At 66.4% G+C, this 24,815-nt stretch carries 26 protein-coding genes; 19 read left to right on the forward strand and 7 right to left on the reverse strand.

Annotation, left to right across the window (positions count from 1 at the left end; all coding sequences use genetic code 11):
* Positions 1-205 precede the first annotated feature (205 nt).
* Positions 206-1,933 carry an HNH endonuclease gene (locus tag LJ760_RS14915; RefSeq protein ID WP_227924109.1) on the reverse strand — a complete coding sequence of 576 codons (1,728 nt, stop codon included), beginning with the start codon at positions 1,931-1,933 and terminating at the stop codon, positions 206-208.
* Between the two features lie 286 nt (positions 1,934-2,219).
* Here LJ760_RS14915 and LJ760_RS14920 point away from each other — a divergent pair, with 286 nt between their 5' ends.
* Together LJ760_RS14920 and LJ760_RS14925 are read left to right on the forward strand one after the other, a co-directional pair.
* Positions 2,220-2,435 (forward strand): helix-turn-helix domain-containing protein, encoded by a 216-nt coding sequence (locus LJ760_RS14920; protein WP_227924110.1) that lies wholly within the window; start codon positions 2,220-2,222, stop codon positions 2,433-2,435.
* 4 nt (positions 2,436-2,439) lie between these two features.
* Positions 2,440-3,021 carry a Clp protease N-terminal domain-containing protein gene (locus tag LJ760_RS14925; protein ID WP_227924112.1) on the forward strand — a complete coding sequence of 194 codons (582 nt, stop codon included), beginning with the start codon at positions 2,440-2,442 and terminating at the stop codon, positions 3,019-3,021.
* Positions 3,022-3,042: 21 nt separating this feature from the next.
* On the opposite strand, the gene LJ760_RS14930 is transcribed toward LJ760_RS14925, so the two are convergent.
* The 5 genes from LJ760_RS14930 to LJ760_RS14950 all read right to left on the reverse strand — a co-directional run bounded on the left by LJ760_RS14930 (position 3,043) and on the right by LJ760_RS14950 (position 7,117).
* Positions 3,043-3,648: a class I SAM-dependent methyltransferase gene (locus LJ760_RS14930; protein WP_227924114.1), complete on the reverse strand. Its 606-nt coding sequence runs from the start codon at positions 3,646-3,648 to the stop codon at positions 3,043-3,045.
* Positions 3,649-3,724: 76 nt separating this feature from the next.
* Positions 3,725-4,285 carry a hypothetical protein gene (locus LJ760_RS14935; protein ID WP_227924115.1) on the reverse strand — a complete coding sequence of 187 codons (561 nt, stop codon included), beginning with the start codon at positions 4,283-4,285 and terminating at the stop codon, positions 3,725-3,727.
* A gap of 109 nt (positions 4,286-4,394) precedes the next feature.
* Complete coding sequence (locus tag LJ760_RS14940) at positions 4,395-5,615, reverse strand: N-acetylglucosamine-6-phosphate deacetylase (RefSeq protein WP_227924118.1); 1,221 nt, start codon at positions 5,613-5,615, stop codon at positions 4,395-4,397.
* A gap of 21 nt (positions 5,616-5,636) precedes the next feature.
* Positions 5,637-6,344 (reverse strand): glucosamine-6-phosphate deaminase, encoded by a 708-nt coding sequence (locus tag LJ760_RS14945; RefSeq protein WP_442860671.1) that lies wholly within the window; start codon positions 6,342-6,344, stop codon positions 5,637-5,639.
* Between the two features lie 35 nt (positions 6,345-6,379).
* Entirely contained in the window at positions 6,380-7,117 is a 738-nt protein-coding gene (locus LJ760_RS14950; RefSeq protein WP_227924120.1) for a FadR/GntR family transcriptional regulator, read from the reverse strand.
* Between the two features lie 200 nt (positions 7,118-7,317).
* On the opposite strand from LJ760_RS14950, the gene LJ760_RS14955 reads away from it, so the two are divergent.
* The 15 genes from LJ760_RS14955 to LJ760_RS15020 all read left to right on the forward strand — a co-directional run bounded on the left by LJ760_RS14955 (position 7,318) and on the right by LJ760_RS15020 (position 21,636).
* Positions 7,318-8,928 (forward strand): ABC transporter substrate-binding protein, encoded by a 1,611-nt coding sequence (locus tag LJ760_RS14955; RefSeq protein ID WP_227924121.1) that lies wholly within the window; start codon positions 7,318-7,320, stop codon positions 8,926-8,928.
* 75 nt (positions 8,929-9,003) lie between these two features.
* Positions 9,004-9,957, forward strand: coding sequence for an ABC transporter permease (locus LJ760_RS14960; RefSeq protein WP_257793701.1), 954 nt, complete (start codon positions 9,004-9,006; stop codon positions 9,955-9,957).
* A 3-nt stretch (positions 9,958-9,960) separates the two neighbouring features.
* Positions 9,961-12,072: a dipeptide/oligopeptide/nickel ABC transporter permease/ATP-binding protein gene (locus tag LJ760_RS14965; RefSeq protein ID WP_227924123.1), complete on the forward strand. Its 2,112-nt coding sequence runs from the start codon at positions 9,961-9,963 to the stop codon at positions 12,070-12,072.
* A complete protein-coding gene (locus LJ760_RS14970; RefSeq protein WP_227924124.1) occupies positions 12,069-12,884 on the forward strand; it encodes an ATP-binding cassette domain-containing protein in 816 nt (271 codons plus the stop codon). Before LJ760_RS14965 ends, LJ760_RS14970 begins: the two co-directional genes overlap by 4 nt.
* Before the next feature lie 21 nt (positions 12,885-12,905).
* Positions 12,906-13,838 (forward strand): dihydrodipicolinate synthase family protein, encoded by a 933-nt coding sequence (locus LJ760_RS14975; RefSeq protein WP_227924125.1) that lies wholly within the window; start codon positions 12,906-12,908, stop codon positions 13,836-13,838.
* A 5-nt stretch (positions 13,839-13,843) separates the two neighbouring features.
* On the forward strand, positions 13,844-14,809 hold the full coding sequence (locus LJ760_RS14980; RefSeq protein ID WP_227924126.1) for an ROK family protein: 966 nt from the start codon (positions 13,844-13,846) through the stop codon (positions 14,807-14,809).
* Positions 14,802-15,476, forward strand: coding sequence for an N-acetylmannosamine-6-phosphate 2-epimerase (locus tag LJ760_RS14985; RefSeq protein WP_227924127.1), 675 nt, complete (start codon positions 14,802-14,804; stop codon positions 15,474-15,476). Before LJ760_RS14980 ends, LJ760_RS14985 begins: the two co-directional genes overlap by 8 nt.
* Positions 15,473-16,456: an alpha/beta hydrolase gene (locus LJ760_RS14990; protein WP_227924128.1), complete on the forward strand. Its 984-nt coding sequence runs from the start codon at positions 15,473-15,475 to the stop codon at positions 16,454-16,456. The genes LJ760_RS14985 and LJ760_RS14990 overlap by 4 nt, the downstream gene beginning before the upstream one ends.
* Positions 16,453-16,719, forward strand: coding sequence for a Sec-independent protein translocase subunit TatA (gene tatA / locus LJ760_RS14995; RefSeq protein WP_227924129.1), 267 nt, complete (start codon positions 16,453-16,455; stop codon positions 16,717-16,719). The genes LJ760_RS14990 and tatA overlap by 4 nt, the downstream gene beginning before the upstream one ends.
* A gap of 105 nt (positions 16,720-16,824) precedes the next feature.
* Positions 16,825-16,950 (forward strand): hypothetical protein, encoded by a 126-nt coding sequence (locus LJ760_RS17430; RefSeq protein ID WP_257793697.1) that lies wholly within the window; start codon positions 16,825-16,827, stop codon positions 16,948-16,950.
* 111 nt (positions 16,951-17,061) lie between these two features.
* On the forward strand, positions 17,062-17,454 hold the full coding sequence (locus LJ760_RS15000) for a hypothetical protein (RefSeq protein ID WP_227924130.1): 393 nt from the start codon (positions 17,062-17,064) through the stop codon (positions 17,452-17,454).
* Between the two features lie 53 nt (positions 17,455-17,507).
* Entirely contained in the window at positions 17,508-18,530 is a 1,023-nt protein-coding gene (locus tag LJ760_RS15005) for an NADPH:quinone reductase (protein ID WP_227924131.1), read from the forward strand.
* 158 nt (positions 18,531-18,688) lie between these two features.
* Positions 18,689-20,230: an LTA synthase family protein gene (locus LJ760_RS15010; protein ID WP_227924132.1), complete on the forward strand. Its 1,542-nt coding sequence runs from the start codon at positions 18,689-18,691 to the stop codon at positions 20,228-20,230.
* 102 nt (positions 20,231-20,332) lie between these two features.
* On the forward strand, positions 20,333-20,479 hold the full coding sequence (locus LJ760_RS15015) for a hypothetical protein (protein ID WP_227924133.1): 147 nt from the start codon (positions 20,333-20,335) through the stop codon (positions 20,477-20,479).
* 8 nt (positions 20,480-20,487) lie between these two features.
* The gene (locus LJ760_RS15020) at positions 20,488-21,636 is read left to right on the forward strand and encodes a N(5)-(carboxyethyl)ornithine synthase (protein ID WP_227924134.1); all 1,149 of its coding nucleotides are present in this window, start codon (positions 20,488-20,490) and stop codon (positions 21,634-21,636) included.
* Positions 21,637-21,647: 11 nt separating this feature from the next.
* Here LJ760_RS15020 and LJ760_RS15025 read toward each other — a convergent pair whose 3' ends face one another.
* The gene (locus LJ760_RS15025; protein ID WP_227924135.1) at positions 21,648-22,073 is read right to left on the reverse strand and encodes a winged helix-turn-helix transcriptional regulator; all 426 of its coding nucleotides are present in this window, start codon (positions 22,071-22,073) and stop codon (positions 21,648-21,650) included.
* A 115-nt stretch (positions 22,074-22,188) separates the two neighbouring features.
* Between LJ760_RS15025 and LJ760_RS15030 the strand changes: the two genes are divergently transcribed.
* Both LJ760_RS15030 and murJ read left to right on the forward strand, forming a co-directional pair.
* Positions 22,189-23,061: an aldo/keto reductase family oxidoreductase gene (locus tag LJ760_RS15030; RefSeq protein ID WP_227924136.1), complete on the forward strand. Its 873-nt coding sequence runs from the start codon at positions 22,189-22,191 to the stop codon at positions 23,059-23,061.
* Between the two features lie 37 nt (positions 23,062-23,098).
* The gene (gene murJ / locus LJ760_RS15035; protein ID WP_227924137.1) at positions 23,099-24,814 is read left to right on the forward strand and encodes a murein biosynthesis integral membrane protein MurJ; all 1,716 of its coding nucleotides are present in this window, start codon (positions 23,099-23,101) and stop codon (positions 24,812-24,814) included.
* The last annotated feature ends 1 nt before the right edge of the window (position 24,815 follow it).

Consider the following 24,815-nt stretch of genomic DNA (forward strand, 5'->3'; position numbering starts at 1 on the left):
GAACAATCCTGGAAGTCAGTTTTGGTTGCGGAACCTGTCACGTCCGTGCAGCCCGACGCGGTGGGACACTATGCAGCTCTGGATGCACGTAGCTTTGGAAGCAACGGAACGGCTCGCGAACGCGATGTTCGATTTTCTCCGTGTACACGTTCCCAGTGGTCACGAGGCTCAGATACCGGTCGGTTCAGAACAGCGACGCCGGTGCCTAGAACGGCGGCGCCGATGCTTGCCGGGGGTCTTTCTCCCCGTGGTCCGCTGGCTGCTGGGCATTGGGTGGATGTGTTGCCTGTTCGACTGCCGGGTCCGGCGGTCCGAGTTCCAGAAAAGGCTCGGTTTTATAGACCCGCCCGGTCGGCGAGGTCCATTCGATCACCCCGGGTGTTGGCTGGCAGGCCTTCCAGAACCCGAGGGTCTTGAAGCGGTGGTGCCGGCGGCAGAGGTGTTCCAGGTTTCCGTGGTCTGTGGGTCCGCCTCGTGCCCAGTCGACGGTGTGGTCGATGTCCGCATTGGCGGTACTGACCCGGCAGCCGGGGAACCTGCAGGTTCCGTCCCGGGCGCGAAGCCAGCGGCGGAGCCCGGCCGGGACCTTTCGACGTCTCCCGACGCCCAGGATCTCCCCTGTCTTTGGGTCCTGAGCCAGCCCTGTCCATCCAGCTGCGTTCCTGGCCAACCGCCGGGCTTCTTCGGCGCTGATGGGGCCGTAGCCGTGCAGCTCGGCGGGTTCGTCGTCGGCTCCGAAGAGGGTTTCCGCGCTGATCAGGACCATGATTTCCGTCCGAGGGACGATTCCCTCATCCGGTCCGGACCCCGCGTCCGGTCTGGCCTTCGTATCGGGGCTGTCTTCCAGGCCGCCGGTGTTCTCCTGGACGCCGTCAACACCGATGCTTCCCTCGTTCTGTCTGGTTCTGTCAGTGTCGTCGCCGGTATGCCCGGCCCTGCCGTTGTTTCCGGTCGCGTCTTGGGTTCCGGCCTCGTCCGAGGTTCCGGCCGTCACGAAAAGTCCCCGACTGCCGCCCATGAGCAGCTGGGCCAGAATATCCGCACGCAGCTGGTCCGTGGTCCGGGAATCCCCTCCCGACTGCTCACCCCGCGCCGCAGTGCTGAGAGCGGTATAGATCTGCTGCGCTTCCGCAGCACGCAGATAGGCCGACAGGCAGGACATGCCGTCCTCTTCCCGGTCCAGGGTGACCTTGCGCTGCCCGAACGCGGTCAGGTGCCTTTTGCTGACCGTCTCCGGAAACGTCTTTTCGCGCAGCCGCCGGGCCTTAGCTGAGAACTGCGCCCGCGTCTGACCCTCCGCAGCCTTCAGCAGGTCCGCTTCGAACCCAGGGAGTTTCGAGGCGGGAACGTTCTGGCACTGTTCCAGGACCACCTGCGCATGCTGGTACGAGAACCGTCCCTCTTCCAGCCCGGCCAGGGTGGCGGTATGGGGGCCGCACAGCTGCCCGGCCTCGCTCAGCAGCCGCTGGCCGGTCACCTGCGGAACATTCAGGATGGCGGCGCATTCGGCCGCCGCGAGGCTGAAAGCGATCCCGGGTTTATCGCGCTCCGACGGGTCGAAGAAGTTGTGTCGGAAGATTTGCTCCATCCGATTCAATAGGCAGGCCCGCTGCGCCAGCCCCCAGGAAATCAGATGTTCCATCCGGACCAAGGCCTCACCGACCGTGGCTTCGTCGAAGGCTTCAAGGTTCTGCAAGGCAAGGGTTCCGGTGAAACCGTCCGGGTAGGCCTCAACAGGATCGGCACCGGAACCCGCGGAGCCGAAGGTATCCTCACCAGCGACCCCGGCAGGCTCGGCGGCCAGTTCCGCCCGGTACACAGCCAGAGTGACCGAAGGACAGGGCGATTCGGCGCCACCGGCCTGTCCTTCCGGCTGCTGGTTCTCACCGCTCTGCCCTTCGCTGAGGGGTTCGGTACTCCTGGGCTGATCCATGTCTTAGGATTTCATCCCTCACTGACATTCCAGGCCGAAAAATAGGCAGAAAACGGCCATCAGAAAAACCCAAAATACCCGTCTTTCGCACCCAACTACCTGCCCGCAGCCCGGGCGTCGTCAGTCACGGTCGACAAACCCGCCCGAGCTAAACCCGACGCCAGCGAAGACCCGCTTAGGTGGGCCGACCTGAGCAGCCCGTCCAAGAACCACCCGGGCATTTGCCCTGACCAGCTGTTTCGCTAACCCCCTTGACGCCCTCCCTCCGTCAATCTAAGTTGACGACATGGAAGATCAATCCCGCCTGGCCGCCGCGGCGGCAAGTCCCGATCCGGCCACCGGGCTGCGCGCCGTCGTCGCCCTCGGCAGGCTGCGCGACCAGCTCGAGGCCGTGCAGGTTGCCAATGCCCGGGCGCAGGGCTGGTCCTGGCAGGCCATCGCCGACCAGCTCGGCATCAGCAAGCAGGCAGTACACCAGAAGTACAACCGGAAAGCGAAGTAGCGCCATGTTTGAACGGTTCACTCAGCAAGCCCGCCAAAGTGTCGTCTCCACTCAGGAAGAAGCCCGCACCTTGGAGGCGACCCAGATCCTCCCGGTGCACGTGCTGATCGGCACGGTGTCCGCGGTCGAAACATCCACCCCTCAGCTGGCGTCCGTGCTGGCCGAGTGCGGCCTCACGTCAACGCAGCTGCGTGCGGACCTACGTGCCATGGGCCCGGACTCCGCGTACGACGACGCCGCCGCCTTGGAATCCGTCGGTATCGACCTGGACGAGGTGCGCCGCGCCGTCGACGCACAATTCGGTGAAGGCACCCTGGATGCGGCCGCCGGTGCCGCCCCGCGGCGACGTCGCCTGTTCGACTCCCTCAAAGGCGGGCACCTGCCCTTCAGCAGCGGCGCGAAAGCCGTACTGACGAACAGCCTGCGCGAATCAACGGCCCGGAAGGACGGCTACATCGGGACGGAACATCTCCTGCTGGGAGTCCTCCGCGGCGCCGATCCCGCAGCCATGTCCCTGATCAGCCGGCATGTCGGGCCGGAGGACCTAAGGGTGCGGATTCTCGGCACCATGGACGCCGCGGCCTAGGCTTCAGGCGCACCCTAGGCCTCAGGCGCGCCCCAGCACCGCCACCAGGAAGTCCGACTCGGGCGTGAACGGCCGCAGGTCCCACGTGGAGAACCGCTGCTGGACGTCAAGGCCGGCCGCGGCGGCGTCGTCGAAGAAGGCCTCGAAGGCATACCCGCGGTTTCCGCCGAACCCGATAACCACCCGGCCGTCGGCTGCAAGGTGCTCGCGCATCCGGGTCAGGACGTCGACGGCGGTTCCCGGTGCCAGGAAGGTCATCACGTTGCCGGCGCAGACAATCAGGTCGAACGGATCGGGAACGCCTTCGGCGCGCAGGTCCAGTTCCGAGAGGTCCCCGACGAACCACTGCAGGTCCGGGAAGTCCTGCCGGGCGGCGTCGATAAGTTCCGGATCGACGTCGACGCCGACGACAGCGTGGCCGCGCCGCGCCAGTTCCCCGCCAACCCGGCCGGGACCGCAGCCGGCATCGAGGATCCGGGCTCCCCGCGGCAGCATGGCGTCGATCAGCCGGGCTTCGCCGTCGAGGTCCTGGCCCTGCTCCCGCATGGCTTCGAACCGCGAGATGTACCAGGCGGAATGCCCGGGATTCTGCCGCTTTTTCGCTTCCCAGAGGGTTTCGTTTCGCATCTTCCAAGCCTACGTCGCGAAACCGGCGGCCGGTCAGCCAACAGGGCTGCCGGCCGCCGGGCCGAGAAGCGTCAGCCTAGGCTTTGACGGGCTTCTTGCCCTTGCGGTACTGCCCCATCGACTTGAAGTAGTGATTCGACGGGGTCAGGAACAGCAGCACCGTTGCGGCCAGTGACAGCAGGACGGATACCAAAGTCACCCAGGCTGCCGGGTAGACCGTCACGACACTCGCGAAGAACTGCACCCGCGTGTTCAGCGCGGTGGAAATCACGACGAGGATAAGGACTATCCGGGGCCAGCCAAAGCCCATCCGCGACAGCAGGGCAATCGCCGTGAGGATGACGGCGGTAAAGATACCCCCCGACACATAGCCGGAGATTTCCTCGGAGGTCCACCAGGGGATGTTGGCCGTACCGAAGATCGACCCTACTTCCTCCTTGTGCTTCTCGGAGTTCACGGCTGCGATTCCCACCGGAATCCGGATGAGCACCAAAGCCGCGGCAGCGATCAGCAGCCAGAAGGCGGTCTCCACTGTCTTCGGCCGCGCCGGAGCTGCGACGGGAGCTGTAGCGGGCGTTGCCGGCTGGACTCCTGCGTAAGGATTGTAATTGGCGTCCTGCGCCATTTGCTCGGACATGCTTCCCCCATAAAGCTGGCTGATTCCGCGGCAGGTTTGCCGCGACGGTAGGTAAGCCTATCCGACAGCAGGCTGTCTTTTGCACACGTCGTCCGCCACCTCTGCGGACCTATGGGGCGGCCCGGTACAGCCATTTCCCCCGCCGCATAACCCCGCGGAGCTCCAGGTCCGGGCCCAGGACGAGCACGTCCGCAGCGCCGCCCTGCATCAGCTGTCCAATCTGCTGCTCCATCCCGAGAACCCGGGCCGGCACCACTGCTGCTGCGGTCACGGCATCCGCCAGGCTGACACCGGCACGGACACTGTTCCGCACCAGGTCGAGCATGGAAGCCGTCCCGCCGGCAATCGCTCCGGTGTCCGAAATCCGAGCCGTACCCGCGAGCACCGTGACCGCTGCGGGGCCCAGCCGGTAGTTCCCGTCCTCCAGCCCGGCAGCGGCCATCGAGTCCGTCACCAGGGCAATGTTGTCTGCACCGAGGAGCTCGAACATGGTGGCCACCAGCGCGGGGTCCAGATGGACATTGTCGGCGATCAGCTCGACGACGGCGGCGCCCGCCTTCGCTGCCCGGAGGCAGGCGGTGAGCGCGCCCGGCGCCCGGTGATGCAGCGGGTCCATGGCGTTGAACATGTGGGTGACCGTCGGGCGGGGTGGAACTGCGGACGGTACCTGCCGGGACAGTGCCTGCCGGGAGCGGGCAAGGGCCTGCCCGGCCTGTTCCGGGGAACAGGCCGTGTGGCCGAGCGAGGGAATGATGCCGTTGCCGGCCAGGAGCTCAATAAGCTCGTCCGCGCCGGAGCGCTCGGGAGCGTAGGTCATGGTCCGCAGGGTGCCCCGGGCGGCGGAAATGAACTTCTGCGCCAGGGCAGGCTCGGGGTCCAGCAGCCACCGGGGATCCTGCGCGCCGCAGCGGGCTTCGGCCAGGAAGGGCCCCTCCAGATGCGTCCCGGCAATCAGTTCCTCCTCGGCCAGGCCCGCCAGGACCTCCAGCTGCGGGAGAAGGGCGTCCGGGGAGTCGGTGACGAGGCTGGCCAGGAACGTGGTGGTGCCTGTCGCGTGCAGGGCAGCAATTCCGCGGCGCATCTCCGCCGTGTCGGCGCCGGAGAAATCCACACCGTGGCCGCCGTGGCAGTGCAGGTCCACCAGTCCAGGTACCAGGACCTCGCCGGCGGCCAGCTCTACCAGCAGGTCTCCGGGCCGCGGCTCGAATCCCTCCGTCGGTCCCGCGTACGCAAGTACGGCCCCCTCCACCGCAACGGTCGCGTCCGGCAGTGTTCTGCCGTCCGTGACGGCTCCCCCGCGCAGGACGGTTCGGGCAGTCAGCTGGTTCACACGGTGTCCGTTTCTGTTTCGCTAGGCCAGAAGCGCGGCAGCGGCGTCGTCGGCAAGGACGGTGACGTTGCCGTGCAGCTGCAGCACCGATGCGGGGCAATCCGGTGTCACCGGGCCGGTCAGGGCGCGTGCCAGGGCTTCGGCTTTGCCCTCGCCCCGCGCAATCAGGAGCAGGTGCTTGGCCTCCAGTATGGTTCCGAGCCCCTGGGTGAGGCAGTGTGTCGGCACCTCATCGAGGGAGTCGAAGAAGCGCTGGTTGGCGCGGCGGGTATCTTCGGTAAGGGTTTCGACCCGGGTGCGTGAGTCCAGCGCAGCTCCGGGCTCGTTGAACGCCAGATGGCCGTTGCGGCCGATACCCAGAATCTGCAGGTCGATGCCCCCCGCATCGGCGATGCGTCCCTCATAGTCGGTTCCGGCGTCCTGCAGGTTATGTCCGTGCGGGTCCGGTACATGGACGCGGCTGGGGTTCAGACCCAGGGGTTCGATGATTTCCCTGCGGAGCACCTCGGCATAGCTCTGCGGATGGCCGGGCCGCAGCCCCACATATTCATCGAGCGCGAACCACGTCACGCCGGTGAAATCGCGGCCGCTGCCGGCCAGCGCGTCATACAGCGCCGAGGGCGAGGAGCCGGTGGCGACGCCGATCACGGGGGCGGGCCGAAGGTCCAGTGTTCCCAGGACGACGTCGGCGCCGGCCGGCCCGATTCGGGACGGGCTGAGCCGCCGGATGTCCGGTGCGGGGAGGTGCTGAAGGGAACGGGTACTCACGGGGCATCCCGCAGCTTCGTCAGCTGGGCACGGATGCCGTCGAAGTGCCGCCGCAGGCGTTCGGAGGCCAGGTCCTTGTCGCCGGCTTTGACCGCTTCGAAAATCCCGCGGTGGACGGCGGCCGTCTCCACCAGGCTGATCAGCGGATCCTCGCCGAGCTCCAGGTGGATCTTTCGGTAGACCTTCCAGAACACGGACATCAGGTTCAGGAGCAGCTCATTGCCGAGCGGTTCGAACAGCTGGAAATGGAACGTCTGGTCCACCTCCGTGAATCCTTCGCCGCTGTCCGCCAGCGCCTCCATCCGCTGGACCGTGGCTTCGATCTCGGCCAGGTGCTCCGGCGTGGACAGGTCCATGGCCTCGCCGATCAGGCCCGCTTCCAGGGCCTGGCGGACGTCCACGAGCTGCAGCGCTTCATTGCCTTCATGGCGCAGGGACAGCCGCCCCCGGAAGGTCAGCCCGTCGGCCAGCGCATCGAAATTGGCCGGCGCAACAAACATGCCAAAGCCGTGGCGGATTTCGACCACGCCCAGGGCCTGCAGCACCTTGAGGGCTTCGCGCAGGGTATTGCGGCCGATCCCCAGGGCCTGGGTGAGCTCGGCCTCGGTGGGAAGCGCGTCACCCGCCTTGAGGTCGCGGTCGAGGATCAGCTCCATGATGTCCGCCTGGAGGGCACGGGAACGGTTCTGGGCACTGAACCGTGCCGGCGGCAGCGAGCCATCGGGCACACTCATTCGGATCTCCTGGGACGGGTGGTGAAAACGGACTCAGAAACAAAAAGCTGGTTGTTGCCCTCAGGATATAGGATGTCCTATCTCCAGAAAAGACTTCTGCCGATCGCGCTTGACGTTCCGATGTGATGAACCTTACAGTTTCGGAACGACCATCGGACATCCTACGTCCGATAAGTGACATGGATGGGTGAGGCGCAACGATGAGCAACACTTTTGAAAGCAGCGGGCTCCTGAAGGATTCGAGCCGGCGTAACTTCCTCAAGCTGGCCGGCGTTATGGGCGCCGCAGCAGCCTTTGCAGGGTCCATCTCGGCCTGCAGCCCGGGTGGAAGCCCTGCCACGGGCGGCGGCACAGCGGCCGCTGAAGGCACCGGCTCGATTGAGGCCGGTATCTCCTACCAGCTCTCCACCGGGTTTGACCCGATGCTTTCCACGGGCGCCACGCCGCAGGCAGCGAACCTGCACATTTTCGAAGGCCTGACCGAACTCCATCCGGCTACCCGGGAACGGTATCTCGCCCTGGCTGCTGCGGAACCGCAGATGGTGGACGACACCACCTACGAGGTCAAGCTGCGCGACGGCGCGAAGTTCCACAACGGTGAGCCAGTGACCACCGCCGACGTCGTCTTCTCCTTCCAGCGCGTCCTCGATCCGGCCAACAAGTCACTCTTCGCCGGCTTCATCCCGTTCATCGACACCGTGACCGCCAAGGACGATTCGACCGTCCAGTTCAAGTTGAAGTACCCCTTCCCGGGCTTCAGCTCGCGCATCTCGGTCATCAAGGTGGTGCCCGAAGCCGCAGTGAAGGCCGACCCGGCCGGTTTCGACCTGAAACCCATCGGCTCCGGCCCCTACAGCCTGGTCTCGGCCGTCAAGGAAGACCGCCTCGTCTTCAAGAAGTTCGACGACTACAACGGCAAGTACCCGGCACGCGTAGCGGACATGACCTGGCTGCTGCTGGCCGATCCGGCTGCACGGGTGGCCGCAGTACCCTCCCGGACCCAGGCCATCGAGGATGTCCCCTACCTGGATGTTGACCAGCTCGCGAGCAAGGTCGACGTCGAATCGGTGCAGTCCTTCGGCCTGCTGTTCCTGATGTTCAACTGCGCCAAGTTCCCCGACAAGCGGGTGCGTCAGGCGCTGCATTACGCCATCGACACGGACGCGGTCATCAGCAAGGCCCTCCTGGGCAACGCCACTGCAGCCTCGTCCTACTTCCAGGAGGGACACCCCTCCTACAGCAAGGCGTCCACCGTCTACGCGTATGACGCCGCGAAGGCGAAATCCCTGCTGAAGGAAGCGGGGATGGAGAACATCACCATCACCCTGACCTCCACGGATACCGGCTGGGTGACCCGCGTGGTTCCCCTGATCAAGGAGTACTGGGACGCCATCGGCGTGACCACCACCCTGGAAATCCTCCAGTCCGCCGCGGTCTACGCGCCGGAGAAGGTGGGCGGCAAGAACTTCGATGTGCTCTGCGCCCCCGGCGACCCCTCGGTCTTCGGCAACGACGGCGACATCCTCCTCAGCTGGTTCTACCGCGGCGCCACCTGGATGGAGGCCCGTGCCGGCTGGAACACCACCCCGGAATTCGCCGCCGTGCAGGACAAGCTGGACCAGGCCGTCAAGGTGGATCCGGACAAGGCCAAGGGCATCCACGCAGAGGTCATCGACATCGTCTCCGAGGAAGCTCCGCTGTACCCGCTGTTCCACCGCAAGCTGCCCACCGCCTGGGACAGCAACGCACTCGACGGCTTCCAGCCGCTGCCCACGACCGGTGTCTCCTTCGTAGGCGTAGGACGCAAGTAGCGAGACAACCGACGGCGGGGCGCCTCCCCTTCAAGCGCCCCGCCGCACCCCCTGCATTGGAGTTATTGAGTGACAATGTTTATCCGCCTGTTAGGGCGCCGGCTGGCTGTCCTGCCGATCATGCTGCTGGGCGTCACCGTGATGGTGTTTATCGTGCTGTCGGTGGTTCCGGCGGACCGCGCCACGGCTGTCCTGGGTGAAAACGCCAGCGAGGACGCCAAGGAAGCCTGGCGGGAGGAACGCGGACTCAACGCTCCGCTGGTGGTCCAGTTCTTCCGCTACCTGGGCGGTGTGCTCCGGCTCGATTTCGGCGTGACCAACCCGCCGGAGGAGTCGGTGGCCAGCAAGATCGCCACCGCCTTCCCGGTGACCCTGCAGCTGACCTTCCTGGGCATCCTCCTGGCCGTTGTCCTCGCCCTCACGCTCGGTATCCTCGGTGCGCTCTACCGGGACCGCTGGCCGGACCAGGCCATCCGCGTGTTCTCCATCGCCGCAATCGCCACCCCCTCCTTCTGGCTGGCGATCCTGCTGATCCAGTGGTTCGCCCTGCCCGAAGGCTCTATCTTCCCCACCGGCGGGCTGGCCTGGGCGGACCAGTACGGCTTCGTCGGCTGGCTGTACTCCATGGCCCTGCCGGCCCTCGCGCTCGGCATCCCCGTCTCGGCGTCGCTCATCCGGGTGGTCCGCACCTCGATGGTGGAGGAACTCGACCGGGACTACGTCCGCACGGCCATCGGCAACGGCGTGCCCTACCGCACCGTCGTCGCCCGCAACGTCCTGCGCAACGCCCTGGTGACTCCCGTGACGGTGCTGGGACTCCGGGTGGGCTACCTGCTCGGCGGCGCCGTCGTCATCGAAAAGATCTTCAGCCTCAACGGCATGGGTGACCTGATTGTGGTGGGCCTGACGACGTCGGACACCAACCTCGTGCAGGGCGCGGTGCTCACCATCGCCGTCGCCTTCGTCCTGGTCAACATCGTGGTTGACCTGCTGTACCTGCTTATCAACCCCCGAATCCGGACGGTGTAACCCATGCGCAATTCACTGGCCGAACGGCTCAGCAGCGGCGGAGCACGCTTCACCGCACTGAACCTCAGTTCAAAACTCGCCCTCGGATTCCTCGGGTTCATTGTCCTCGTGGCAATTTTCGGCCCGTTCCTGGCTCCCTACGGCGAGAACGAGTCAAGCGTCCCGGTTCTTTCCCCCAACGGTGAGCACCTCTTCGGCACCGACGGTTCCAGCTACGACGTGTTCTCCCGGATGCTCTACGGCGCCCGGGTGTCCATCGCCATCGGCCTCGGCGCCGTGGCCGTGGCCCTGGTCCTCGGTTCCATCCTCGGCGCGGTTGCCGCGACGTCGCGCAAGGCCGTCAGCGAGACGGTCATGCGCATCCTCGACATCATGATGGCCTTCCCCGGCATCGCCCTGGCCGCCGCGCTACTGTTTGCCCTCCGCGAGCATTCGCTGAACCTCTTCGGCTCCACCGTCCCGGTGATCATCCTAGCCATCGCCATTGTCTACACCCCGCAGCTGGCACGGGTGGTCCGCGCCAATGTCCTGGCCCAGTACGGCGAGGACTATGTACGGGCCGAACGGGTGATCGGCGCCAGCCGCACCTACATCCTCCTGCGCCACATTGCCCGCAACTGCGCGGCGCCCATCCTGGTGTTCGCCACCGTGATGGTGGCCGATGCCATCATCCTGGAAGCCTCGCTGTCCTTCCTCGGCGCCGGCGTGCAGCAGCCCGCCGCGTCCTGGGGCAACGTCATGGCGGACGGGCGCAACGTGGTCTTCAGCGGCGCCTGGTGGCCGACGACGTTCGGCGGCATCACCATCCTGCTCACCGTCCTGGCACTGAACATCCTGGCGGAAGGACTCACCGACGCCATGGTCAACCCGGGCGTCCGGAAGGCCGGCCGGAAGGCGGCACCGGCCGCCGTCGAGGCCGTCGCCACCGCAGCACAGCCGTCCGCACTCGATGCCGCCGGGACGTCGCTGACGCAGGCCGACGGCGGCCGGGAGCTGGAAGCCGCACCGGTCATCGGCACGAACGTCAACCAACCCGGATCCCTGGCCGCCCTGGCCGTGGAGCTGGAGATGCTGGCCGCCGTCGAGGCCTCCCGCACGGACCGGCTCCCCGCCGTGGCCGACGACGCCCCGGTGATCCTGGAAGTGAAGGACCTGTCCATCCGCTTCCCGGAGCGCTACGGAGACACCGCCATTGTGGACAGGGTCAGCTTCACCGTCCGCGAGGGCGAAACCATGGGTTTGGTGGGCGAGTCCGGCTGTGGAAAGTCCATCACCTCCCTGGCGATCATGGGGCTGCTCCCCCGCACCGCCCGGCTCTCCGGATCCATCCGGTTTCGCGGCGAGGAACTGCTGACCAACGATCCCAAGGAACGCGACCGGCTTTACAAGGGCCTGCGCGGCGAGCAGATTGCCATGGTCTACCAGGACGCACTCAGCTCCCTGAACCCCTCGATGCTCATCAAGGACCAGCTGCAGCAGCTCACCAGGCGCGGCGGACGCAAGACCCCGCGCGAACTGCTCGAAATGGTGAAGCTGGACCCGGACCGCACCCTGAAGAGCTACCCGCACGAACTCTCCGGCGGGCAGCGGCAGCGCGTGCTGATCGCCATGGCCCTGTCCCGGTCGCCGAAGATCGTGGTGGCGGACGAACCCACCACGGCGCTGGACGTGACCGTGCAGAAGCAGGTAGTCGATCTGCTCAACGAACTGCGCGAGCAGCTCGGCTTCGCCATGGTGTTCGTCAGCCACGACCTGGCCCTGGTTGCCTCCCTGGCCCACCGGGTCACCGTGATGTACGCCGGGCAGGTAGTGGAATCCGGCAACGTCCCGGACCTGCTGCGCGATCCCCGCCACGAATACACCCGCGGCCTCCTCGGCGCGGTGCTGTCCATCGAAGCCGGCGCCGAACGCCTGCACCAGATCCAGGGCACCGTCCCCTCCCCCGGAGATTTCGCCCGCGGCGACCGCTTCGCCGAACGCTCCCTGCGTCCGGACGCAGATCCGGAGCAGGTCCTGGAATTTGTCCGCATCGGCGAAACCAACCACTACTGGGCCAGCCACGAAAAACCCGCGGCATTAGTGGACACCGGCACAACAGCAAGGCAGCAGGCATGAGCAACAACGCAGAAAACAGCACCGCACCGGTCCTGGAGCTAAAGGACATCAAGGTCTACCACCGGGCCCGCTCGGGCTCCCTGTTCCGCCCGAACATCGTCAAGGCGGTGGACGGCGTGGACTTCACCGTCCGCCGCGGCGAGACCGTGGGCATTGTGGGGGAATCGGGCTGCGGCAAGTCCACCCTGGCCTCCGTGCTGGTGGGGCTGCAGGAGCCGACGGCGGGAGAGGTCCTGTTCCACGGGAAAAAGGTCAGCACCAAGGCCTCCTCGTCCAAGAAGACCTTCGGCCGCGACGTCGGCGTGGTGTTCCAGGACCCGGCCACTGCCCTGAATCCGCGGATGACCATCCATGACATCCTCACCGACCCGCTGCAGGTCCACGGGATCGGCACCCAGCAGAGCCGGGACGCCAAGGTGAAGGACCTGCTTTCCCTGGTGGGCCTGCCGCAGTCCGCCGCCGCGGTCACTCCGCACCAGGTCTCGGGCGGCCAGCGCCAGCGCGTCGCCATCGCCCGGGCGCTGTGCCTGGACCCGTCGGTCATCGTGGCCGACGAGCCGACGTCGGCCCTGGACGTTTCGGTCCGTGCCCAGGTGCTGAACCTGCTTTCGGACCTGAAACGGGAACTGAACCTCGGCATGGTCTTCATCTCCCATGACATCCAGACCGTCCGGTACGTTTCCGACCGCATCTGCGTGATGTATTTCGGCCGGATCGTCGAGGAAGGTCCCGCCCGGGACGTCTTTGATTCCCCGGCCAACGACTACACCAAGAGCCTGCTCGGAGCAGCGCCCAGCCTTTTGCACATCTAGAACCAAGCACTGGAGAACTACTTGTCACACGCAACACAGTCCCGCTTCCACGGAGTCATCCCCCCGGTGGTCACGCCCCGCACCGCGGACGGCGCCGTCGATACCGCGTCGCTGGAAAAGCTCACCAAACACCTGCTCGACGGCGGCGTCTCCGGACTGTTCGTCCTGGGCTCCTCCGCCGAGGTGCCCTACCTGACCAATGACGAACGCGACCTGGTGGTGCGGACCATTGCCGGCGTCAACGCCGGTGAAGTGCCCATCCTCGCCGGTGCGGCCGAGCAGACCACTCCCCGCGTGATCGAGGAGGGACGCCGGCTCATCGGCCTCGGGGCGGACGCAATCGTGGCAACCTCGCAGTTCTACGCCATTTCGGATGCCGCGGAAACGGAGATCCACTTCCGCGCCCTGCACGCCGCCTTCGACGTTCCCCTGTTTGCCTATGACGTGCCCGTCCGGACCCACTTCAAGCTGCCGCTGGACCTGCTGGTACGGCTCGCCCGGGACGGCGTCCTCGCGGGTGTCAAGGATTCCTCGGGCGACGACGTCGGGTTCCGGCAGCTTCTGCTGGCCACCCGGGATCTGCCGGACTTCGCCGTCTTCACCGGACACGAGGTAGTGGTGGACGGTGCGCTGCTGGGCGGCGCCCACGGCGTGGTTCCGGGGCTCGGCAACGTGGACCCGGCCGGCTATGCGGCGCTGTACAACGCCGCGCGCAGCGGCGACCACGCCGAAGCGGCCCGGATCCAGGACCGGCTGGCCTCCCTCTTCAACATTGTGTACACGCCCACTCCCGGCCGCGTCTCACCCGGCGCGGCAGGACTCGGGGCCTTCAAGACGGCGCTGATGCTGCTCGGCGTCATCGACACCAATGCAATGTCCGCCCCGATGGTGCCGCTCAACGAGGCCGAAACCGCTGCCATCCGAAGCATCCTCGAGTCCAACGGGCTGCTCTGATACCCATGCGCCATGTGATTGGGCTCGATCTGGGCGGCACCAAAACCGCCGGCGCAGTGGTCGACGGCGAGGGGCGGATCGTCTCCTCCTCCACAGTGGCGACGCCGGCCCAGGCCGGGTCCGACGCCGTCCTGGCCGCCGCTGCGGGCCTCGTGGCTTCCCTCCGCGCGGACGCTTTGGACACCGGGGTAGCCGTTGATGCGTTGGGCATTGGCGCCGCCGGCGTGATCGATTCCCGCCGCGGCGCCGTCGTCTCGGCCACGGACGCGATCCGCGGCTGGGGCGGCACCGAGCTGACTGCCGAGCTCACCCGTCGAACCGGCCTGCCCGCCACAGCCATTAACGACGTGCATGCCCACGCCCTGGGAGAGTGCTGGCTCGGCGCAGGCACCGGGGTGCCCAGCGTGCTGTTCATCGGCATGGGCACCGGCGTGGGCGGCAGCTACGTCCTGAACGGCGAATGCGTCGAAGGGGCCAGCTTCACCGCCGGACACGTAGGGCACTTCGCGTCCCCGTTCGCGTACGAGGCAGGCGCGTTTGAGAACGGCCTGCCGTGCAGCTGCGGCGGGGCGGGACATGTGGAAGCCGTCGCGTCCGGGCCGGGAATCTTCGCGCTGTACTCCCGCCTCGGCGGAGTTGGGGCCGAGGACACCCGCGGGGTGTACCGCCTCGCCGCCGCAGGACACCCCATTGCCGCCGAGGCACTTCGCCGCGGAGCAACGGCTGCCGGCAGCGCCATCGGCGGATTGGCGAACATCCTGGACCCGCACGTCGTCGTCGTTGGCGGCGGGCTTGCCTTTGCCGGGGAACTCTGGTGGGACGCAATGGAGCAGGCGGCCCGCCGCGAGCTCCTGCGTCCGCTGACCGGACTGCCGGTTGTTCCCGCACAGCTCGGTGAAACGGCCGCCATCCGCGGTGCCGCCCGCCGGGCACTGACACTGAATCCCGTCTCAGAAGGGCAGCATGTTTAATCTCGAGAGCCTCCGCTCCTCCCTCATCGTTTCCTGCCAGGCCTACCCCGGCGAACCGATGCGGGATCCGCGCACCACGGCGCAGGTGGCGCAGTCCGCCGTGATCGGCGGGGCCGCCGGAGTACGCGTCCAGGGAATCAGTGACATCCAGGCCGTACGGTCCGCCCTGGAAGTTCCGGTGATCGGGTTGTGGAAGGACGGGCACGACGGCGTGTTCATCACCCCTACGCTGCGCCATGCCCTGGCCTGCGCGGACGCCGGCGCGCACATCGTAGCCCTGGACGGCACCCGGCGGGAGAGGCCGGACGGGCTCTCCCTGGCTCAGACCATTGCCGCCGTCCACGAGCAGACCTCTGCACTGGTCATGGCGGACTGCGGGTCCGCCGCCGACGCGGTCGCTGCGGCCGACGCCGGAGCGGACATCATAGGCACCACGCTTGCGGGCTATACCGGGGAACGGGCAAAAACGTCCGGGCCTGATCTGGAACTGCTTCAGGAGCTGACGGATCTGGGACTTGATGTTCCGGTGATTGCCGAAGGCCGCATCCATACCCCGGACCAGGGCCGGGCCGCGCTGGACACGGGAGCGTTCGCCGTCGTCGTCGGCACCGCCATCACCCATCCGGCCACGATCACCAGCTGGTTCGCCGCTGCCCTAGAGTCATGACCGGGTTCCGCGACCGGGTTGATCCGGAGCTGCTGCCGGGACTGGAGTATTCGGAGGCTCATCCGCCGCCCACGACGGTGGCGGAGCTCGCGGTGTTCCGGGCCGGGACTTCCCCGGCGGCACCCACCTGCACCGGCGGGGCCTTCCGGGACTACTCAACGGACGGAATTCCCCTGCGTGTTTTCAGCCCCGCAGGGACCGGCCCGCATCCAGCTATCTACTGGATCCACGGCGGCGGCATGATTGCCGGGAGCATCGAGGGCGATACGTCCTACTGCGCGGATCTGTGTGCCCGGACCGGAGCCGTGGTGGTTGCCGTGGATTACCGGCTCGCTCCGGAGCACCAGTTCCCGGCACCCCTGGATGACGTGACGGCCGGGCTGAAGTGGCTGTTTGCCTCAGCCGACGCCCTGTCTGTAGATCCGCAGCGGGTGGCCGTAGCCGGTTCCAGTGCAGGCGGCGGCCTGGCTGCCGCACTCACCCTGCGGAACCGGGACTCCGGCGGTCCGGCGATTGCCTTCCAATACCTGATGTATCCGATGCTGGACTCCTCGCACACCTCCGGTTCAGCAGTCGAGTTCGCTGACATTCCCACCTGGAACGCCGCGCACAGCCGGTTCGCGTGGGAGTGCTATTTGGGCGGTACGCCTGCGAGCGCCCATGCGGTTCCGGCTCTCGCAGAAGATCTACGCAGCCTGCCGCCTACCCTCATCCAGGTGGGCGAACTGGACCTGTTCCGGGACGAGGACATTTCCTTCGCAGCCCGCCTGCTGCAGGCCGGCGTGCCCACCGAGCTGCACGTGTATCCCGGCGCCTATCACGGGTTCGAGCTGAACTGTCCGGACTCGTATGTCGGCGCACAGAGCCTGCGCGACCGGGACCGTGCGCTGGCCCGGGCCCTCCACGGTTTCGGCACCGCCGATTCCCCCGCAACCTATTCCTCCCCCACCCATACCCCGATGGAAGGTTCCCCGTTATGAGGCTTGAAGGCTGGCAAATCATCGTGGTCGTCGTTCTGGCCATAGTCCTGTTCGGTGCACCGAAGCTGCCGGGACTGGCGCGCAGTGTCGGCCAGTCCCTGCGGATCTTTAAGTCGGAGGTGCGGCAGCTTAAAGACGAGAACAATGCACCCGAGGTCCCGGCGGATACCCTGGCTGGCGGCACGGTTCCAGCTGCGGCACCCGCGCCGGTACAAGTGCCGGTACCAGTGCCGAAGGACGGCAACGCCACCACCCCGCAATAAAAATCACCTGCACCCGGGTTCCTAACCTGCCCATGTGGGGCAGGATGGGTGTACCCAGCCGGGGCCGCATGAGCTCCGGACCGCACAGAGGGAAGGCATTATCCAATGGCAGATCTAGGCGGCATGGCAGACAAGGCGAAGGACGCAGCCAAGGACAACCCGGAGAAGGTTGACCAGGTTAAAGACAAGGCGAAGGACGCCGTGGACGGAAACAAGGACGACAAGAAGTAGTAACCGTCGTCAAACAGAGCCGGACCGTCCCCGCGGGGGCGGTCCGGCTCTTTGCAGAACTCGTTGCAGAACCGAGTCGACACCCCGGGGGTCGGGGGAAATGGGGGAACAATGTCGCTGAGCACGTCGCGGGTGAGCATCGTTGCGGATCTGCTCTCGTACGGTGAGGACGCCGCTGCACAGTGGGCGTGGGAAGCGCCCCGAGAGGTGCTGGAGGAGGTTCTGACCGTCGCAAGCTGGGTGCTCTACAACGGTCCTGGCTTGGCCGACGGTTCCAGCATGCTGATCAGCAAGGCGGTCGCCCTGGCGGGGGTCTACGTCCACGAATCCCGCCCCCGGGACCTGCACCGCAAGCGACGGGATTTGCGGCTCTACGCTGCCACCGTCGCCAATGACACCCCTTACGCACAGGAGCGCTTCCTCGGCAGCGATGACTACGATGCCGTCGGCCCTGATGCCCGCAGTTATTGGGGCCAGCAGCAGCTGCCGCAGGCGAGCACCTGACCCGATTGTCCGCACCGGGGAATAGAACTCCGCCCGGGTTTCTTGTACCGCCCATGAAAGCAATCGTGTACTCCGCCACCGGCCCCTCGTCCGTCCTCTCCCTCGTTGACCGCGACGCCGCCGCCCCCGGCCCCGGCGAAGTGCGGGTTCGGGTTACCGTTTCCGGCGTGAACCCCACCGACTGGAAAGCCCGCGCCGGCAGCAGCCTGGCGTTCCCCGAAGTGGTGCCGAACCAGGACGGCGCCGGGATTGTCGACGCCGTCGGCGAGGGCGTGACCGACCTTCAGGTGGGCGACCGGGTGTGGATCTACCTCGCCGCCCACGGCCGTCCGACCGGGACCGCCCAGGAATTCACCGTCCTCCCCGCTGACCGGGCGGTGCGGCTCCCGGAAGGCATCGGCTTCGACGTCGCGGCCAGCCTCGGTGTCCCTGCCATGACCGCACACCGCGCCCTCACCGTCCACGAGCACGGCCCGTCCAGGCTCGCCCCGGGCGCCCTGGCCGGACGCACCGTCCTGGTTCAGGGAGGCGCCGGAGCCGTGGGCCATGCCGTCATCCAGTTCGCCGCCTGGGCCGGCGCCACCGTGATCGCGACGGTCAGCAGCGACGCGAAGGCAGAGCTCGCCACCGCTGCCGGCGCCCACCACATCGTCCGCTACCCCGACGACGCCGAGGCCGACCGGATCCGCGAACTCGCCCCGGACGGCGTCGACCACATTGTCGAGGTGTCCCCCGCCCAGAACGCCGCCCTTGATGTGGACGTAATCGCCAACCACGGCAGCATCGCCTACTACGCCAACAACAACGGCGAGGAATTCACGGCGCCGATCGTTGCGAGCTTCGCGAAAAATGTCCGTTGGCAGGGCGTCCTTATATATACGGTGGGAACCCAGGCCCAGCACGTCGCGGCAGAGGACATCACCGCAGCACTGCAGGACGGCGCGCTGCCCGTCGGCGAGTCCGAGGGACTGCCCCTCACCTGGTTCCCCCTCGAGGAAACCGCCGCTGCGCACGACGCCGTCGAGAACGGAATCACCGGCAAGATCCTCATCCGCGTTGGTGACGAAAGCGCCTAGACCACAGATCTTTCGCGGAGGTGTCCAGCCCGTTCCTGAGGGATGAACCAAGGTTGAACAGGTAGCATGACGGTACTATTCTTCTTTGACCCCGAGATCGGGTTGGATGTCAAGGGTGCTCGGCGAGAAGGCGGGCATCTGGAACGCGAGGTATCAACATGTCTGGCCAGATTCTTGACGTGACCCGACGGGTCGGCGTCGTTATGGGACGCGTCTTGGTCTACGTCCTGATCTGGCTCGGCTTGGCGATGCTTATTGCCGCCGCGGGTATCCGGTTCTTCTGGGGGGAAATCTCCGTGGGCCAGATGCTCCTGAACCTCGTCTCGGTGGAGACCGACGGCGGCGGCGGGGGCATTGTCTGGCTCGGCATCCTGGGGGTCGGCGTCCTGCCCCTGCTCCTCACCGGCGGGATCGCCCTGTGGCAGTACTTCCGCCGCCGCAAGCGCCGCAACGGGGAGGACACTGCTCCTAACCGCCCGCCGTGGATTATGCGCACGGTCTCCACCGTCCTGGTAGGCGCAGTGGTCATTGGCGGCACCACCGCCTTCGCCAGCACGGTGGGCATGGCCGACTACATCAAGGCGGCGAACTCCAAGTACAACATCGGCGACTACTACGTGGAGCCGACCGTCACCGGGGCGGAGCAGAAGCGCAACCTGGTGCTGATTTACCTCGAGTCCGGGGAAGCCACCCTCGCGGATGACCAGCTCTTCGAAAAGGACGCCTTCGTTCCCCTCAAGGACACCACGCAGCCCTCCGAGGGGTGGCAGAGCGTGGAGAATTTCCAGCAGTACGAGGGCGGCGGCTGGACCATGGCCGGCCTTGTCTCCACGCAGTGCGGCGTCCCCCTGAAGGGCGTGGGCTCCTCCGAGGAGAGCAGCGACGCGAGCAACCTCGACGACGACGGCGACACGTACCTGGGCGGGTCAACCTGCCTTGGGGATGTCCTGGAAGAGCAGGGTTACACCAACGTTTTCCTGGGCGGCGCCAACGCCTCCTTCGCCGCGAAGGACACCTTCCTGGGCACCCATGGCTACTCCGAAGTGAAGGACCTCTCCGACTGGCGCGACGCCGGCGAACCGCAAGAGAACTTCCGCAAGGACTGGGGCCTGAGCGATGAACGCCTTATGGCACATGCCAAGGAGGAGGTCGACAGGCTGCACGCCGAGGCGGAGGAAACCGGGAAGCCGTTCAACCTCTCCATGCTGACGCTGGACACCCACGAACCGGTGCACGTCTACGACTACTGCGACGTGGATACCGAGAACAATGTGACCTCCGTGTTCGCCTGCTCCATGACCGAGGTGGCCGGATTCGTGGAGTACATGGAACAGCAGGGGTACCTCGAGGACACCGCCGTGGTGATCATGGGCGACCATCTCAAGCACATGAGTGCCGGCGACGCTTTCCACGAGCAGCTGGACCATCACACCAACCGCACTATCTTCAACCGGGTCTGGGTTCCGGGCCAGGCACCAGGCACTCCGCTGCGCCCCGGTGCGGACCAGCTGAACATGTACCCGACCATCCTCGAAGCCGCAGGCCTGACCCTCAAGGATCGTCAGGCCGGGCTGGGCGTATCCGCCTTCACCTCGGAGATTCCGGCCGAATCGGCGCAGGCCATGGAGCGCGATGCGTATATCGAACTGCTGGAATCGCTTTCCCCGCAGTTCTACGCGGAGGCCTGGGCCGGGCGGTAGGCCCCACAAGCAGGCCCTGTTCGCTCCGCCTCCAAGCGCCCGGCTGCGGTGCATGTATGGTTCAGAGTCAGGAACCGCCTCGGTTCCGCTACAGGAGCGAACATGTCTGACAAGTCCCCGCGCCAAGCAGCATCGAAAAAGTCCGGCAAGTCCATCAAGGAAAAGCGTGCCGATAAGAAGGCCGCCGCGGCTCCGCCCGCCCTCGACAAGGCCGCCGGCGCCAAACCCGCACCGCCCAAAAAGAAGTGAACCGCCCCGTGGAGCGTCTCACCCTCGGCGTCCTGTCCAGCACACGCAAGCCCGATGAGCGGCGGCTGGCCATCCACCCGCTTCATCTGGAACGCATCGCCCCGGAGCTTCGGCGGCAGCTGCTCCTGGAAGAAGGCTACGGAGAGAAGTTCGGCGTTTCAGACATGGAACTGAAACCGCTCGTTGGCGCCGTGCTCCCGCGGGCACAGATCGTGGCGGAGGCCGACGTCGTCCTCCTGCCCAAGCCGCAGCCCGAGGACCTGGCCGAACTGCGGGACGGGCAGACCCTCTGGGGCTGGCCGCACTGCGTCCAGGACCGCGCCGTCACCCAGCTCGCCATCGACAAAAAGCTCACGCTGATCGCCTTCGAAGCGATGAACCACTGGGCCGGCGACGGCGGTTTCGGCCTGCATGTCTTCCACAAGAACAACGAGCTGGCCGGGTACTGCTCCGTCCTGCACGCCCTCAGCCTGACCGGCTCAACGGGCGACTACGGCCGTCGGCTCAGCGCCGTCGTCATCGGCTTCGGCGCAACGGCACGCGGCGCAGTCACAGCCCTGAATGCCCATGGCATCCACGACGTCCAGGTCCTGACCAACCGCGGCGTCGCGGCGGTCGGGTCCCCGATCCACTCGGCGCGGATTGTCCAGTTCGACCATGACGACAACTCGCCGTTCCTCAGCGAGGTCATCACCGAAGAGGGGCGGGTGCCGCTGGCCCCGTTCCTTGCCGAGAGCGACATCGTGGTCAACTGCACTTTGCAGGATCCCAACGCCCCGCTGACCTACCTGCGCACCGATGACCTGGAGGCGTTCCGGGCCGGCAGCCTGATCGTGGACGTGTCCTGCGACGAAGGCATGGGCTTCGAGTGGGCGAAATCCACCACCTTCACCGACCCGATATTCGAGGTGGGCGAGCACATCAACTACTACGCCGTCGATCACAGCCCGTCCTACCTTTGGAACTCCGCCAGCTGGGAAATCAGCGAGGCGCTCCTGCCCTTCCTGGAAACGGTCATTGCCGGTCCTGCGGCGTGGGCGGAGAACGAAACCATCCGGCGGGCAATCGAAATCCGCGACGGCGTGATCCTCAACGAGGACGTGCTGCAGTTCCAGCAGCGGGAGCCCGCATACCCGCATGCGGCGTTGGGTTCCTAGCCCGGGAGGGGTCAGTCGCCGCTGGTGTCGTAGGCGGCGCGCTCGGCGAAGACGTCATCCATGTGCTGTTCCGCCCAGGCCTTGATGCCGCGGGTTAGTCCGTGCAGGGAGCGCCCGAGATCGGTCAGCTCATAACTGACGGTCACCGGCACCGTGGGGGTGACGGTGCGGGTGAGAAGACCGTCCCGCTCCAATGAGCGCAGTGTCTGGGTGAGCATCTTCTGGCTTACACCGGCCAGCACCCGGGACAGCTCGGAGAAACGCAGCGGGCGGGGATCGCCGTCGCAGTCCGGCCCGCTGCCGAGGGCGGCCAGGACCAGCGTTACCCATTTATCGGAGATCCGGTCCAGCAGCTGCCGGCTGGGACATACATCCAGGAACGCGTTGTACTCCGCCTTGTCCTGCGCTCGTTTCTCTGCCGCTGTCATCGTGGCCATTGCTGCCCTGCCTTCCGGGTTACTTACGCACTTTCAGGTGCCTACTTCCTGCTGGGAAGTTGCGTCTCCATAGTGGACTGCGGAAGTAAGGACCACCACCCCTGAAAGGCAGAACATGAGCACACTTACCACATCGCTTCCCGGCGGCACCTGGACCTTGGGCGACCTTGAGGTGTCCCGCTTTGGATACGGGGCCATGCAACTCGCCGGGCCGGGGGTGATGGGGCCTCCGCTGGATTACGAAGGCGCCCTCGCGGTCCTGCGCGAGGCCGTCACTCTCGGCATCACCCACATCGACACCGCAGAGGCCTACGGGCCGCACATCACCAACTCGCTCATCCGCGAGGCGCTGCACCCCTACCCCCGAACCCTGCATGTGGTGACCAAGGTGGGGGCCGACCGCGACGACCAGGGCGGATGGACGCCGGCACGGAAGCCTGACCAGCTGCGCCGTGCCGTCGAGGAGAACCTGGAAACACTCGGTCTGGATGTACTGGACCTGGTGAACCTCCGGATGGGCGACGCCCATGGAACCGTGCCCGGTTCCCTCGCCGAAGCGCTGGAGACACTCACGGAGCTCCAGCAGCAGGGGCTCATCCGGCACCTCGGGGTGAGCAACGTGCTGACCGAGCAGGTAGCCGAAGCACGCAGCATTGCCCCCATCGTCTCGGTGCAGAACATGTACAACCTTGCCTTCCGCCAGGACGACGGCCTGATCGACTCCCTCGCGCAGGACGGCATCGCCTACGTGCCGTTCTTCCCGCTGGGCGGTTTCAGTCCACTCCAATCTGAGGAACTCTCCGCCGTCGCCGCACGCCTGGGTTCAACCCCCATGTCCGTGGCCCTGGCGTGGCTGCTGCAGCGTTCTGAGAACATCCTGCTTATCCCCGGCACCTCCTCCGTGGCGCATCTGCGGGAAAACGTGACCGGTGCTGCGCTGATGCTGTCCGCGGAGGATGTTGCGGAGCTGGACACCATCGGCGGGTAGCGCGGGTTCCTGCCGCGTATCTGGAACGATGGCCTCCATGAGCTCAACCGCGGCGCCCACGAATGCCAAACAGGCAGACCGGGACGCCCGCGCGGCCCCGAACAGCGGTTCGACCGCGCGGGCCAGCGCTGTCATGGCAGCCGGCACCGTTGTGTCCCGGGTGCTCGGTCTGGTCCGGACGGCGCTGCTGGCCACGGCCATCGGCGCCTCGGCTGGGGTATCGGACCTGTTTTCCTACGCGAACGCCCTGCCGAACTTCATCTACCTGATGGTGGCGGGCGGGGTTTTCAACGCGGTTCTGGTGCCCCAGATTGTCCGGGCCAGCCGGCAGCCGGACCGGGGTGCAGATTACGTCAGCAGGATCCTGACCCTCTCCGTAGCGGCGTTGCTGGCCCTCACGGTGGTGGTGACGCTGGCGGCTCCCTTGATTATCAATGCGGCGACGCGTTTCACGGGCAGCAACCTCGCCTTGGCCACGGCGTTCGCCTACTGGTGCCTGCCGCAGATCTTTTTCTACGGGTTGTACGCCGTGCTGGGCCAGATCCTGAACGCCAACGGCTCCTTCGGTCCGTACATGTGGGCTCCCGTGGTGAACAACCTGGTGTCCATCGGGGCGCTGGTCGTGTTCCTGTCGCTGATGGGTGCCGAACAGTCGGAAGGCTATACGCCTGAGACGTGGACGCCGGAGCATACGTTCCTGCTGGCGGGAGGCATGACGCTCGGCGTCGCCCTTCAGGCGCTTTTGCTGTTCCTTCCGCTTCGCCGTCTGAAACTGGGCCTGAAGCCGAAGTTCGGGCTGCACGGCACGGGGCTTGGACGCACGGGCCGGTTGGCATCCGTCACGATCGTCACGATGCTGGTCGGCAACGGCCTGTACTTCGTCAATCTCTACGTTGCCACTATCGCCTCCGACTCCCGGCAAGCACTCACCGACCAGGGCCGGCCGGCCCGGATCGCTGGCTTGGCGAACCTGGACATCGGTGCCATGGTCTACCAACTGCCGCACGCCGTGATCACCCTGTCGCTGGCCACGGTCATGTTCAACCAGCTTTCCGCTGCCTATGCCGGCGGGAACCTTCCGGAGGTACGCGCGGTGCTGTCCCGGGGGCTGCGCGTCACCGGTGTCGCCACGGTGTTCGGCGCGGCTGCCCTGCTGGCGTTCGCCGGGCCGCTCGGAATGCTCTTCAGCGAATCGCCCGAGGTGGCCACCCTCAACGGAATCATCATCGCCATTCTCGCCGTCGGGGCTCCGTTCCTGAGCGCCAATTTCCTTCTCGGCCGGGTGTTCTATGCCGGCGAGGACGTGAAGACGCCGCTGAAAATCCAGCTGATCCTGTCCGGAGTTGGTGTCGTTCTCGCCGTTTTTGCGGGCATGCTCGATCCCCGGCTCATTGTGCCCGCCCTCGCGGCCGCCTATTCGCTCGGCAACGTGATCGCCGTCGTCATCAGTCATCTCTTCCTCGCGCGGGCGATTGGTCCTTACGGTGCCGGGCAGGTCTTTGACGTGCACGTCCGGTTCACGGTTGCCGGCCTTGTCGCCGCCCTCGCGGGGACGGCCGTGTCCTGGGCGTTCGGCGGGTACGACGCCGGCGGGTACCTTTGGCAGTCGAAGTTCCATGCCCTTGTGGTGCTCGCCGTGGGCGGCGTCGTTATGGGTGCCGTGTACCTGGGCATGCTGAAACTGCTTCGGGTGGCCGAGTTGGGCCAGCTTGCCGGGTCGCTGCAGATGTTGGTCCGGCGGGGCCGTAACTGAC

Origin of the sequence: Arthrobacter sp. zg-Y895, from assembly GCF_020731025.1 — a bacterium.
Lineage (GTDB): Bacteria > Actinomycetota > Actinomycetes > Actinomycetales > Micrococcaceae > Arthrobacter_B.